At 76.2% G+C, this 14,764-nt stretch carries 2 protein-coding genes; both read left to right on the forward strand.

The genetic code is table 11. From position 1 onward, the window contains the following. Positions 1 to 871: 871 nt before the first annotated feature. Entirely contained in the window at positions 872 to 9,331 is an 8,460-nt protein-coding gene (locus tag FRAAL_RS06715) for a type I polyketide synthase (protein ID WP_011602737.1), read from the forward strand. After that, a complete protein-coding gene (locus FRAAL_RS06720; protein WP_011602738.1) occupies positions 9,324 to 14,762 on the forward strand; it encodes a type I polyketide synthase in 5,439 nt (1,812 codons plus the stop codon). Before FRAAL_RS06715 ends, FRAAL_RS06720 begins: the two co-directional genes overlap by 8 nt. Positions 14,763 to 14,764 lie beyond the last annotated feature (2 nt).

The raw sequence follows: 14,764 nt of genomic DNA on the forward strand, positions 1-14,764 counted from the left end.
AGGGGCCACCCGACCGCCGGTGACTGACCCGGCCGGCGGTTACCACGATCGATTTCCGGATGCTCCACACCCGTGGTTCGATACCTCCCGCGGTGCCAGTCTCGCTTCCGTTTTTTTGTGGGCTTGCGAGTGCCGGTACCTGTCCGCGGAATGTGGCCTCGACTGTTCATCACCCCTTTAGCCGACCGAAGTCGAATGGAAACCGCCGGGTTCGGCGGTCCGGGATACCGCCCTGCGTGCTACCAATTTGTGACCTCCGCCGATCGTCACCGGGATTGATGAGGTCGCCCGGTGCACATCCGCGCGGGCTCTGCGTAATCCCGATCCGCGACATCACCGGCGATGTCCGGCGGCGAGGGAACCGCTGGGCCGAAGGGGTCCCGACCAGGTCACGGCGATCACGGCCGCTCTCCAACGCGTGTGTGATCGCGACTTTGGCCTGCCACCGTGCAGTGCTCCGGACCGAGCCGACTAGTATTCCGCGCACGTTGACGGTGTCGGATCGGCTAAGCAGGTCGGTCGCCCCGACGGTCCGGCGCATCAGTTCCGCGAGAGTTGTTGGGGGTCCGTTCGCTTTCCGCGTAGTCAGTGCAGATGTAGCTTCCCCGGGACGTCTGTCGCCCAGCGGCACCGGCCAGGAGGTCACCGATGATGTGGACGATCCCGTCGTCCGGAACGTGTCCATCACGTTGGTTTGGTGGGTGTGCCTCTTGTCCTGGATATGGCCTTGTGGTGACTCGGGGACGGGCCGCGCGTCGGGAGCGCGGGACCGGTCGGACGATCGGACGGCCTCGGCGGGCCCTGTGACCCGGACTAGTTCGTCCCCCTCATCACCCTGCCCCCGGCCGCGACCTGCCAGGAGGACCTGCCGATGACCACCGCACCCCGCGTGTCACCCGAGGCCTCCCCGGCCGGCTCCGACGCGCTTGACCCCCTCGACCCCCTCGACGCACGCGAGCTTGTCGTCGTGATCACACCGTTCGCCGAGCCCGCCGCCGCTCTCGTCGCCGCCGTCACGCGGGCCGGAGGTCTCGGCGTCCTCGACCTGGGGCGCTCGGCGCGGGTGGCGCGCGCCGCCCTGCGGGATGCGATCCGCTGGACGCCGGGACACTTCGGGGTGCGGGTCGCCGCCGACTGCCCGGTCGACCCGGACGAGCTGCCCGACGCGGTGGATCTCGTGGTGCTCGCCCCCCGACCGGACGGTTCCTCGGCCGGCGATCCCGCCGCGGCGGGCGGCCCGGGAACCGACCGGCGCTGGGAGCCGGCGGAGCTGATCCGGCGGGGCCGGCGGGTGTGGGCGGAGGTGACCTCGGTCGCGCAGGCCCGGGGCGCGGTCGCGGCCGGCGCGGTCGGGCTCGTCGCGCGGGGCAACGAGTCCGGCGGTGTCGTCGGTGACCTGACCACGTTCACCCTGCTGCAGCACCTGCTTGCTGCCGGGCTGCGGGACGGCGCGGGCGGCGCGGTGCCCGTCTTCGCCGCCGGGGGGATCGGCCCCGCGACGGCCGCGGCGGCGGTGGCGGGCGGTGCGGCGGGGGTCGTGCTCGACTCCCAGCTAGCCCTGGTCCGCGAGGTGGAGCTGCCCGAGCAGGTGGCCGCCGCCGTGCGGGCCATGGACGGCAGCGAGACGATCCTGCACGCCGGGCACCGGCTCTACGTCCGGCCCGATCTGCCCATCGCCGCCCTCGCCGGCCGGCTGGAGCGGCCCGCCGCGGACCTGCGGGACACCGGCGGCGAACTCGCCTCGGACGGCGCTGTCACCGCCGCCGCGGTCACTGCTCCCGCGGCCGCCGCGGTCGCGGCCCGGCTTGGCGCCCGGGACCTGGTCGAACAGTTCCTCCCGATCGGCCAGGACGGCGCCTTCGCCGCCACGCTGGCCGACCGGCACGTCAGCGCCGCCGGGGTGGTGCGGGCGGTGCGCGAGGGCATCCGGGACGGCATCGCGGCCGCCACCCGCACCCGGCCGCTGGCCGTCGGCGCGCCGTTCGCGGCCGCGCGGGGGCTGCGGCATCCCGTCGCGCAGGGACCGATGACCCGGGTCAGCGACCGGGCGGCGTTCGCCCGCGCGATCGCCGACGAGGGCGGCCTGCCGTTCCTCGCCCTGGCGCTCATGAGCGGCGAGGACTGCCGCACGCTGCTGACGGAGACCGCCGAGCTGCTCCAGGACGCGCCGTGGGGGGTGGGCGTGCTCGGTTTCGCCCCGGCGGCCCTGCGCAACGCACAGCTCGCCGCCGTGCGCGACATCCGCCCGCCGTGCGCGATCGTGGCCGGCGGCCGGCCGGCGCAGGCGGCGCCGCTGGAGGCGGCCGGTATCGACACGTTCCTGCACGTGCCGTCCCCGGGCCTGCTGCACCGGTTCCTGGCCGACGGGGCCCGAAAGTTCGTCTTCGAGGGGCGGGAGTGCGGCGGCCACGTCGGGCCGCGGGCGAGCTTCCCCCTGTGGGAGGCGCAGATCGCGGGGCTGCTCGCGTTCGGTGAGAGCGACCAGGCCGGCCCGGACTTCTTCGCCGGCCTGCACCTGCTGTTCGCCGGCGGGGTGCACGACGCCCGTTCGGCGGCCATGGTCGCCGCCGCGGCGGCCCCGCTCGCCGAACGGGGCGCCGGCATCGGCGTGCTGATGGGCACGGCGTACCTGTTCACCGACGAGGCCGTCGCCTCCGGCGCGATCCTGCCCGGCTTCCAACAGGCCGCCCTCGACTGCGAGCGCACGGTGCTGCTGGAGACCTCTCCGGGGCACGCCACCCGGTGCGTCGAGTCCGCCTACGTCCACACCTTCCTCGACCGCCGCCGTGAGCTGCTCGCCGCCGCCACCCCCCGCCAGCAGATGTGGGAGGAGCTGGAGGCGCTCAACCTCGGCCGGCTGCGGGTGGCCAGCAAGGGGTTGCTCCGCGACGGCGCCGAGGTCGTCCAGGTCGACCCGGCGGTGCAGGCTCGGGACGGCATGTTCATGATCGGCCAGGTGGCGGCCCTGCGCTCGGACCGCACGAGCGTCGCCGCCCTGCACGACGAGGTGACCACGCGGGCCACCGCCGGTCTCGCCGACCGGGCCGCCGAACTCGGCGTGCCGGCCGGGCAGGAGCCCGCGGTCGGGTCGGCCGACGGCACGCGACGCCCGGCGGGCGGCGAGGGAGACGAGGCGGACATGGCGGGTGAGGGTACCGGTGCGGGCGTGGATGCGGGTGTGGGTGTGGCGGCTACGGTGGCGACGGTGACGGCGACGGCGACGGCGGGCTCCCGTCCCGCCGGCCAGCCTCTCGACATCGCGATCGTCGGGATGTCCGCGATCTTCCCCGACGCTCCCGACCTCGCCACGTTCTGGGCGAACGTCGTCGCCGGCAACGACGCGATTCGCGAGGTGTCCGCCGATCGCTGGGATCCCGAGGTGTACTACTCCGCCGACGCGGTGGTGAAGGACGCCGGGCGCCGCACCCCGTCGAAGTGGGGCGGTTTCCTCCCGCAGGTCCCGTTCGACGCGCTGGCCTACGGCATCCCGCCGCGGTCGCTGCGCAGCATCGAGACCAGCCAGCTGCTCGCCCTCGAGGTCGCCACCCGCGCGCTGCGTAGCGCCGGCTACGACACCGGGCAGAAGGCGGCCGGCGAGGGTCGGCCGTTCGACCGCTCCCGCGCCTCGGTCGTCTTCGGCACCGAGGCCGGCACCGACCTGTCCGGCGCCTACGGGCTGCGCTCGCTGTGGCCGGGCCTGCTCGGGCAGTTGCCCGCCGAGCTCGAGGAGTTCCTGCCGGAGCTGGACGAGGACTCCTTCCCCGGCATGCTGGCGAACGTCATCGCCGGGCGGGTGGCCAACCGGCTCGACCTCGGCGGGGTGAACTTCACCGTCGACGCGGCGTGCGCCTCGTCGCTGGCCGCGCTCGACGCCGGCTGCAAGGAGCTGCTCGCCGGCAGCTCCGACCTGGTGCTCTGCGGCGGGGTGGACACTCACGCCGGCGCCCACGACTTCCTGCTGTTCTCCTCGGTGCACGCGCTGTCGCCGCAGGGTCGCTGCCGCAGCTTCGACTCCGGCGCGGACGGGACCAGCCTGGGCGAGGGCGTCGCCGTCGTCGTGCTCAAGCGGCTCGCCGACGCCGAGCGCGACGGCGACCGCATCCACGCGGTCATCCGGGCCGTCGCCGGCTCCTCCGACGGCCGCGCGCTCGGGCTGACCGCGCCACGCAAGGCCGGCCAGGTGCTCTCCCTGGAACGGGCCTACGCGCGGGCCGGCATCTCGCCGAGGGACGTCGGCCTGCTGGAGGCGCATGCCACCGGTACGGTCGTCGGCGACCGTACCGAGCTCGCCACCCTCACCGAGGTGTTCACCGACCACGGCGCCACCCCCGGCCAGTGCGCGGTCGGCTCGGTGAAGTCGCAGATCGGGCACACCAAGTGCGCCGCCGGCCTGGCCGGGCTGATCAAGGTGGCGAAGGCGGTCGAGACCGGCGTGCGCCCGCCGACCCTGCACATCGACACCCCCAACGCCTTCTGGGACGGCGAGACCAGCCCGTTCTACTTCGACGAGACCGCCAAGCCCTGGGCGGCACCCGCCGGCCAGCGCCACGCCGGGGTGTCGGCGTTCGGTTTCGGTGGGACCAACTTCCACGTCGTGCTGTCCGCCTATGACGGCGGCCCGGAACCCGCCCACGGCCTGGACCACTGGCCCGCGGAGCTGTTCGCGGTGCGCGGCGCCGACCGGGCGGCCGCCGGCCGGGCGCTGGATCGCCTCGCCGCCCTGGTCACGACGAACGACGGTGCCGGGCGGCCGTTCCGCCTGCGGGACCTGGCCCGCACCACCTGCGCGGCCGGTGGCGGCCCGGTGCAGGTCGCGTTCGTCGCCGAGGATCTCGACGGGTTGCCCGCCGCCATCGAGGCGGCGCGGACGTTCACGGCGAACCCGCGCGCCGGGCTGTTCGTCCGCGACGACGCCGAGCCGGGCGAGACCGCCTTCCTGTTCCCCGGCCAGGGCAGCCAGCGGCCGGGCATGCTCGCGGATCTGTTCGTCGCCTTCCCCCGGCTGCGTGCCGTGCTCGACCTGGCCCCCCAGTGGGCCGACACGATGTTCCCGCCGGCCGCGTTCACCCGGGAGCAGAAGGCCGAGCAGGCGGCGGCGATCACCGACACGCGGGCGGCCCAGCCGACGCTCGGCCTCGCCGGCCTGGCCGTGCACGATCTGCTCACCGGGCTCGGTGTCCGTCCGGACCACGTTGGCGGGCACTCCTACGGTGAACTGGTCGCCCTGTGCGCCGCCGGCGCCCTCGACCGAGCCGACCTCGTCGGCCTGAGCGAGGCGCGGGCCGCCGCGATCCTCGCCGCGGCGGGGGACGACCCGGGCACGATGGCCGCCGTCCAGGCGTCCGTCGAACGCGTGCGCGAGGCGCTCGACGGCGTCGCGGCCGACGCCGTCGTCGCGAACCACAACGCCCCGCGGCAGAGCGTGATCTCCGGGCCGACCGCCGCCGTGGCCGAGGCCGTGGCCGCCCTCGGCCGCGCCGGCCTCACCGCCCGGCCGATCCCGGTGGCCTGCGCGTTCCACAGCCCGGTCGTGGCCGCGGCCGCCGGGGCGCTCGCCGACCGCCTCGACGCCCTCGACGTCGCCGCGCCGGCGCTGCCGGTGTGGTCCAACACGACCGCCCAGCCGTATCCGACGGCACCGGAGCAGGTGCGGGCGACGCTCGCCGGCCAGGTGGCGGCACCGGTGCGGTTCGTCGAGCAGATCGAGGCGATGTACGCGGCCGGCGTGCGGACCTTCGTCGAAGCCGGCCCCGGTCGGGTGCTCTCGCAGCTCGTCGGCAAGATCCTCGCCGGGCGGCCGCACCGGGTCGTGGCCACCGACGTCGCGGGGGAGCCGGGGCTGCGCCGGTTGCTGCTCGCGCTCGCCGAGCTCGCCGCGGCCGGCGTCGGTGTCGACCCGGCGCCCCTGTTCACCGGTCGCGACGCCCGGGTGGTGAGCGACGCGGAGGTGCCGCGCCGGCCCGGCTGGCTGATCGACGGGGCCTACGTGCGCACCGCCGACGGCCGCTTCCTGCCGGGCGCCCTGCGACCGCCGACCCGACTGGCCCTCGCCGCCGGCCCAGAGGCGGCCGCCGCGGTGGCCTCCGCGGGGCCCGGCCTCGCGGCGCCGTCGGAGATCCCTGCGGCAGGCTCCCAGGCGGCAGCGTCCCCCGCGGTGGCGTCCCCCGCGACGGTGGCACGGACCGCTGCGGCGGTGTCCGAAACGGCGGTGTCCGAAACGGCGGTGTCCGAAACGGCGGCGTCCGGAGCGGCGGTGGCCGGCGCGGCCCGTCCGGCTCCGGCGGCGCGGGCAGCTCCTGGCGGGGAGCGTCCGGAGATCGCGGGCGTGCGCGGATTCGTCCCGCAGGACCCGGCGCCACCGTTCGTTCCCGTTGACCCGACAGACGATGCGGCGGTCCTCGCCGCCGCACTGCCCGAGCTTGGAGGTGGCGGCCCGGTGGACGCCGTGGTGTTGGAGTTCCTGCGGACCACCCGAGAGCTGGTCGCGGCGCAGCGCGACGTGGTGCTGGGCTACCTGGGCTACGACCCGACCGGTGCCGGCCGCCAGGCGTCGCGTGACGGCGTCGACGGCGTCGACCGCTTCGTGGCCACCTCCGCGGTCCCCCGCCAGGCCCAGCCGGAGCAGGCGCGAAGCACCGCCGCGCCGGTGACTCCCGCGGTGCCCAGGCCGGCCTCCGCGCCGGACGCGGCGGACGCGGCGCTGCCCCCGGTCGGCGCCCCCGCGGCAGGCGGCGTCCCCGCGGCAGGCGGCGTCCCCGCGGCGTCGGCGGCGCGGTCGGCGGTGGTGGAGCGGTCGGCGGTGTCGGATGCGGTGGTGGGGGTGATCGGGGAGCAGACGGGTTATCCGGTGGAGATGTTGGAGCCGGATCTGGATCTGGAGGCTGATCTGTCGATCGACTCGATCAAGCGGACGGAGATCCTGGGGGAGTTGGCGCAGCGGTTGGGGCTGGTGGAGGCGGGTTCGGGGGAGTTGGACGAGGAGGTCGTCGAGGAGCTGGCGGCGATCAAGACCGTCCGCGGCATCGTCGACTGGGTGATGGACCGCTTCGCCGCCGCCGGCGGCTCCGCGGCTCCGGCGGCGTCGTCCGGCCCGGCCACGTCGAACGGAACCCACGTCGGTGCGGTGACGGGCTGGTCCGCCTCGGCGGCCTCGAGCGCCGCCCATGCCGGGGCAGGCGGTGGTGCCACGGCATCCACGGTCCGGGTCGGTTCGAACGGCACGCACACCTCGGCCGCTGTGGCGCCGGTGGTCCGCTCCGCGCCGGTGGTCCGCTCCGCGCCGGTGGTCCACTCCGCGCCGGTGGTCCACTCCGCGCCGCCGGCGCGGTCGGCGGTGGTGGAGCGGTCGGCGGTGTCGGATGCGGTGGTGGGGGTGATCGGGGAGCAGACGGGTTATCCGGTGGAGATGTTGGAGCCGGATCTGGATCTTGAGGCTGATCTGTCGATCGACTCGATCAAGCGGACGGAGATCCTGGGGGAGTTGGCGCAGCGGTTGGGGCTGGTGGAGGCGGGCTCGGGGGAGTTGGACGAGGAGGTCGTCGAGGAGCTGGCGGCGATCAAGACCGTCCGCGGCATCGTCGACTGGATCGTCGGTTCGACCACCGGCGGGACCGAGCCCGGCGCCTCCACCACCGACGAGTCCGTCGGATCTCCCGAGTCCGTCGGATCTCCCGAGTCCGTCGGGTCTTCTGCGTCCGAGGGATCTCGCGTGTCCGCCGGGAGATCCCCGGGCGCCGGGTCCGACGGGGTCGGCGACCCGCTCGGGGCGATGGCGCTGCGGCGCTTCGTCGTCGAGCCGGAGATCCTGCCCGCGCCGGCCGGCACGGCGCCGGCCGACCTCGCCGGCTCCCGCTTCCTCCTGGTGGAGGGTGGTCTCGGGGTCGGCCTGGCGCTCGCCACCCGGTTGGAGCAGGCAGGCGCCGAGGCACGGATTCTCGCCGCCGCCGACGCCGGCCTCGTCGACCAGATCCGGGCCGGTGCCGGCGCCGACGGTCTCGTCTGGATCGCGTCGGCCGACCCTGGCGCGGACGAGCACGCGATCCTGCCCGGCGCGTTCCCCGCCCTACGGGCCGCGGCCCTGGGCGGCAGCCGGCGGGTGCTCGTCGTCACCGGCAACGGCGGTCGGTTCGGCCGGTCCCGCGCCGCCGCCCCCGGCGCGACGGCCAACCCGAGCGCGGTCGACGCCCTGGAGTTCGCCCGTCGGGCCGACGCCGGGGAGTTCGTCGTCCGTCCGACGCCGGGTGCGGGGCTCGCCGGCCTCGTCCGCACGATCGCCCGGGAGGTCCCCGGCCTGGCGCTGCGTCTGGTCGACGTCGAGCCGAAGGACGAGCCCCGCCGGATCGCGGACAGCCTGCTCGTCGAGCTGCTCACCCCGGGCGGGCCGCTGGTCGTGGGTTACCGGGACGGGGCGCGCGCCACCCTGCGGGTGCGGCCCGCGCCTGCCGATGGGGCCGGCGAGCTGCCCGTCGGGCTGGGCCCGTCCTCCGTCGTGCTGCTCACCGGCGGCGCCCGGGGCATCACCGCGGCGGTCGCCGTCGAGCTCGCCCGGCGCAGCGGGTGCGCCGTCGAGCTGGTCGGGCGCACCGCGGCGCCCACGGGGCCGGAGGACCCCGCCACCGCGGGCGCGGCCGACGCCCCGGCGCTGCGCCGCGCGCTGATCGAGACCGGCGTGCGCCGCCCGGCCGAGATCGAGGCCCGGGTCTCCCGGCTGCTCGCCGAGCGGGAGGTGCGGGCGACGTTGGCGACCCTGCAAAGCCTCGCGTCCTCGGTGCGTTACCACGCGGTGGACGTGCGCGACGGCGCGGCCGTCGCCGCCGTGGTGGCCGACGTCTACGCCCGCCACGGTCGCCTCGACGGGCTGGTGCACGGCGCGGGCGTCCTCGCCGACCGGCTGTTGCGCGACAAGACGCCCGAGTCGTTCGACCGGGTCTACCGGACGAAGGTCGACGGCGCCCGGGCCCTGCTCGCCGCGGTGCGCGACGACGTCGGCTTCGTCGCCCTGTTCGGCAGCGTGGCGGGCGTGTTCGGCAACCGCGGCCAGGCCGACTACGCCGCCGCGAACGACGCCCTCGACACGCTCGCGGGGGCGGCGGCCGGCCGCTTCGCCGGCCGGGTCGTCAGCGTCGACTGGGGCCCCTGGGCGTCGCCGGCCACCGCCGCGGGTGGCGGGATGGTCTCCGCGGAGCTCGCCCGCGAGTACGCCCGCCGCGGCATCGGCCTGATCGACCCGGCCGACGGCGTCGCCGCGCTGCTGCGCGAGCTGGCCGGCCCGCCCGACGGACCGGCGCAGGTCGTCTACATGTGCGCCGAGGCGGAGGCGTTCGATGCGTGACCCCGGGGGCGGGTCCGGGGCACCGCCGATCGCCGTGGTGGGGATGTCCGCGCTGTTCCCGGGCGCCGGCGATCTCGACACGTTCTGGCGCAACATCGTCGGCGGGGTCGACGCGATCCAGGCGCTCCCGCCGGATCGCTTCGACGTCGACGACTACTTCCCGCCCGAGCGGCCGCCCGCCGCGCCGGGCACGCGGCGGGACGCGGGCACGGAGGCGGGCCCGGGACCGATCGGTGCCGCGGACGGCTTCTACTGCCGGCGCGGCGGCTTCGTCGACGAGTTCGCGACGTTCGACCCGACGGCGTTCGGCATCGTGCCCAACGCCGTCGACTGGGCCGAGCCGGACCAGCTGCTGGCGCTGCGCCTCGCCGCCGAGGCGATCACGGACGCCGGTGGGCCCGACGGGCTCGGCGACGCCGAGCGGGTGGGCGTGGTGCTGGGTCGCGGGGGCTACGTGGGATCCGGGGTGGCCCGGCTCGAACAGCGGGTGCGCACCTCCCGCCAGCTCGTCACCACCCTGCGTGAGGTCCTGCCGGACCTGCCCGCCGACGCGGTCGAACGCGTCCGCGAGGCGTTCGTCGCCCAGCTCGGCCCGGCCCGGCCCGAGGCGTCGATCGGTCTGGTGCCCAACCTCGCCGCGTCCCGCATCGCCAACCGGCTCGACCTGCGCGGTCCCGCCTACACCGTGGACGCGGCCTGCGCGTCGTCGCTCATCGCCGTCGAGATGGCGATGCGTGATCTCGGCTCCGGCCGCACCGACACGATGATCGTCGGCGGCGCCCACCTCGTCCACGAACCGTCGTTCTGGAGCGTGTTCTCCCTGCTGCGGGCGCTGTCGCCGAGCGAGGCGATCCGCCCGTTCGACCGGCGGGCGGACGGCATCCTCATCGGCGAGGGCGTCGGCATGCTCGTGCTGCGCCGGCTGGCCGACGCCCGCCGCGACGGCGACCGCATCTACGCGGTGCTGCGCGGGGCCGGCACGTCGAGCGACGGCCGCTCCGCCTCCCTGATGGCCCCCGCCGCCGACGGGCAGACCCTCGCCGTGCGACGCGCCTGGGCGGACGCCGGGCTCGACCCGACGGCACCCGGCGCGATCGGCCTGGTCGAAGCGCACGGCACGGCCACCCCGACCGGCGACGCGGTGGAGCTCGCCACCCTGGGCCGGATCTTCGGCACGGCGGCCAACGCCGGCACGGGCGGCGCGGGGCGGGCGGACATCGGCATCGGCTCGGTCAAGTCCATGATCGGCCATGCGATGCCGGCGGCGGGCGCGGCCGGCCTGATCAAGACGGCACTCGCCCTGCACCACCGGGTGCTGCCGCCGACCCTGCACTGCGACGAGCCGCACGCCGCCTTCGCCGGCAGCCGGTTCGCGCCGGTGCGGGCGGCGACCGACTGGGACACCCCGGCGGGCGGCGGTCCCCGTCGCGCCGGCGTGAACGCCTTCGGCTTCGGCGGCATCAACGCCCATCTCGTCGTCGAGGAGGCGCCGCCGACCGCCCCGGCGACCCCGGCCCGCACCTTCCCCGCTGCCACCCCGGCTGCCACTCCCGCCGTCACCTCTGTCGCCGCCCCGGCGGGTTCGCCAGACGCGACCGCGCCGGTGGCGACCGTCACGCCGGTGGCGACTGCCGCGTCGGTGGCGGCGGCGCGGGTGGTCGATCCGGACGCGGAGGCGGTCCTGTTGCTCGCCGGGAGCAGCCCGGCGCAGCTGCTCGCCCAGCTCGACGTCGACGACGCGCAGCTGCTCGACCGGGACGACGCGGCGAACCCGCCCGCCGGCGGCCCCTGGCGGCTCGCCCTGGTGGCGCCGAACCCGCGCCGGCTCGCCCTGGCCCGCACGGTCGTGGGGCGGGGCAACCCGTGGCGAGGGCGCAACGACCTGTGGTTCACCCCGGCCGGCCTGCTCGACCCCGCCCGGGCCGACGGGACGCCCGTCGGGCGCACGGCGTTCCTGTTCTGCGGCCTGGAGGACAAGTTCTCCCCGCGCATCGACGACGTCTGCGCGCACTTCGGGCTGGCCCGCCCGGCCCTCGACGACACCGGGATGCTCGGCCGGCACGGCGTCGCGAGCGTCGAGGTGGGGCGGATCCTCGACGAGGCGCTGCGGCGCCTCGGGATCGTCCCGGACCTCGTCGGCGGGCACAGCATCGGCGAGTGGAACGCGATGATCAGCGGGGGGCTCATCACCGGCGAGTCCACCGACGCGTTCATCGCCGGCTTCGACCCGGCCGTGCTGGAGGTGCCCGGGGTCGTCTTCGGGGCTCTGGGCTGCGGCGCCGCGCGTGCCGCGGAGGTCATCGCCGACCTCGGTGAGGTCGTCGTCTCCCACGACAACTGCCCGCACCAGTCGATCATCTGCGGACGTGAGGCGAGCGTGCGCACGGCCCTGGAGCGGCTGCGCCGCGACGGCGTGCTCGGGCAGGTCCTGCCGTTCCGCTCCGGCTTCCACTCCCCGTTCCTGAAGCCCTACCTGGACCGGCTGCGGACCAACCTCGCCGGCGTCACCCTCGTCGAGGCGACGGTCCCGATCTGGTCGGCGACGACGGTCGCGCCCTACCCGCGCGACCACGACGCCGTCCGGGCGCTCGCGCTGCGCCACCTCGTCGAGCCCGTACGGTTCCGGGAACTCGTCCGCCGGCTGCACGACACCGGCGTGCGCGCCTTCGTCCAGGTCGGCGTGGGCAGCGTCGCCGGGTTCGTCGACAACACGCTGCCCGGACACGACCACATCGCGCTGGTCACGAACTCCCCGAAACGGTCCGGTCTGGACCAGTTGCGCCGGGTGGCCGCCGCGCTGTGGGTGGAGGGCGCGGCCCCGCGGCTCGACCTGCTGCCCTGCCGCACCCGCCCGGAGCCACCCGCCACCCCGGCGACGGCGCCGGCCGGCGAGCCGACCCTGGGCCCGGTTCAGGCCCCCGTTCTGGTTCCGACTCCGGCCGCGGCCTCGCAAGCGGCCCCGACGCCCGCCGCCGGGAGGCCCATCGAGCTGCCGCGGCGCCGGGGCACCCCCGTGCGGCTCACCCTCGGCACGCCGTTGGTGCGTCTTGGACCCGCGGCCGCGGACCTCCTCGCACCGGATCTCCATGCCCGGGATCTCCATGCCCGGGATCTCCTCGTCCCGGATCTCCCTGCCCCGGATCTCCCTGGATCCGCGGGCCCGGCCCTCCGCGGACCGGTGGGCGCCGATCTCCCCGGCCCGGACCTTCCGAGTCCGGACCACGCGGATCCGGCTCTGCCTGTTCTGCGCGCCGCCGGTAGCCATCCGGTTCTCGACGAGCTGCGGGCGGCGCTTGCCGACGCCGGTGCGGTGATGTCCGCGGTCGTCGACCGGTGGGCGCTCGGCCCCACCGCCCCGCCGGGCTCGCCGCCACGACGCCGTGGTGGGCCCGCGGCCGGCGCAGTGGGCACCGTGCCCGCAGCCGGTGGGTCCGGCGGCGTGCCGGCGCCCCGGGGAGCCGGCACAACCGCCTCCCGGGGACCCGGCGCGGCCGCACCCGCCCGTCGTGCCGAGCCCGCCGGCCGTGCCGAGCCCGCCGGCCGTGCCGAGCTCGCCGGCCGCGCCGCGGCCGGAGCCGGCGCGGCTGCCGCGGTCGAGTCCGGTGGTGGTTCGGCACCCGGGCCGCGGACGGTCCGTCGCCGGTTGTCGCTGGCATCGATGCCGCACATCATCGACCACTGCTTCTACCGGCAGCCGCCGGGTTGGCGCGACCTGTCCGACCTGTTCCCGGTCGTGCCGATGACCGAGGTACTCGAACTCATGATCGCGCACGCCGCGGCGCTGATGCCGGGCCGGGTGCCGATCGGCATGCGGGACGTCCGGGCGCTGCGTTGGCTCGCGATCGAGCCCGCCGTGGAGGTGGCGGTCACCCTCACCCCGGCGGGGGCGGACGCGGTCCGGGTGACCATCGAGGGGTACGCCCGTGGGACGGTCGTGTTCGCCGACGGCTATCCGCCGTCCCCGCGGACGACCGCGGCCACCGCGGACCTGCCGGTGGGCCCGACCGGGCCGATCCTCCCCGGCGAGCAGCCCTCCCGCCACCAGGGCAGCGACCTCTACGGCGGTCACTTCCTCTTCCACGGCCCCGGATACCAGGGCATCCACCGCATCGAGGGGATCGGCGCGACCGGGATCCGCGGACGGCTGCGGGTGCCGGCCGCCTCCGGTGCGCTGCTGGACAACGCCGGGCAGCTCTTCGGCTACTGGGCGATGGAGAACCTGCCCGAGGATTCGCTGCTGCTCCCGCAGTCGGTGTCCGACCTGCGCTTCTACGGCCCGGCGCCGGTGGCGGGCGACCTGGTCGACTGCGTCGTGCGGATCCGGCAGGTCGCCGACCGCACGGTGACCGCCGACCTCGAACTGCGTCGCCTGGACGGGTCGCTGTGGGCGGTGGTGTCGGCCTGGACCGATCGGCGGTTCGCCAACGACGACGTGCTCTGGGCGATGGTCCGCGCCCCGGAGCTGCACACCGTGGCCCAGCCCTCGGGCGAGGGCTGGGTGGTCGCGCTCGACCGCTGGTCCGATTCGGCCTCACGCGAGCTGATCGTGCGTCACTATGCCGACTCCGCCGACCGGGCCCGGCTCGCGGGACTCAACCCGCGGGCGGCGCGCGGCTGGCTGCTGGGGCGCATCGCCGTCCAGGACGCCGTGCGGCGCTGGCTGTGGGCGCGCGGCGCGGGGCCCGTCTGGGGGATCGAGGTCCGGATCGAGCACGACGAGCTGGGCGCCCCCCTGGTCGGCGCCCTGCCGGCGCGGCCGGGCATCCCGGCCGGCGACCCCCCGCGGGTGTCGCTGGCCCACAAACCGGAACTGGCGGTGGCGCTGGTGTCCGCGGACGGGCCGGTCGGCATCGACATCGAGCAGATCGTCGCCCGGGCGCCCGGCGTCGAGCTGGCGGCCCTCGCCCCCGTCGAACGCGACCTGCTCGACCGGGTCGCCGGCGACGATCCGGGACGCCGGGCGCTGTGGTTCACCCGGCTGTGGGCGGCGAAGGAGGCGGCGGCGAAGGCCGAGGGCACCGGGCTCGCGGGCCGGCCGCGCCAGTTCGTCGTCGACGGTCCGCACCGGCCCGGACGGGCCTGGGCGGCGACCGACTGGGCCGGGCAGGCTCCGCCCGAACTGGTCCGGGTCACCGTCTACGGGGAGGGTCCCGACGGGCCGCTCCCGCGGGGCTCCCGGTGGGTGGCATTGCGTACGGTGGACGCCTCCGGCCGGATCCGGCCGGACGGCGGCGAACCCGGGGCCCCCGATCCGGACCCGGGCGGCGTCGGCGGCCGGGCCGTGGCGAGGGACGTGCGTTCCGCCACCGTCATCGGTCAGGATGCTGCGCGTGACGGCGCCCCCGCCCGGCGGGCCGGTGCCGCGACCTATGTCGTCGCCTGGACCTCACCCGAGGTCGAGGCGAACGGCCTTCCCAGCGAGAAGGAGTAGCG

Source organism: Frankia alni ACN14a (genome assembly GCF_000058485.1).
Lineage (GTDB): Bacteria > Actinomycetota > Actinomycetes > Frankiales > Frankiaceae > Frankia > Frankia alni.

Excerpts from the sequence above, each read along its gene's own strand:
- FRAAL_RS06715 (WP_011602737.1), top strand. The coding sequence starts at position 872 with ATGACCACCGCACCCCGCGTGTCACCCGAGGCCTCCCCGGCCGGCTCC.
- FRAAL_RS06720 (WP_011602738.1), top strand. The coding sequence starts at position 9,324 with ATGCGTGACCCCGGGGGCGGGTCCGGGGCACCGCCGATCGCCGTGGTG.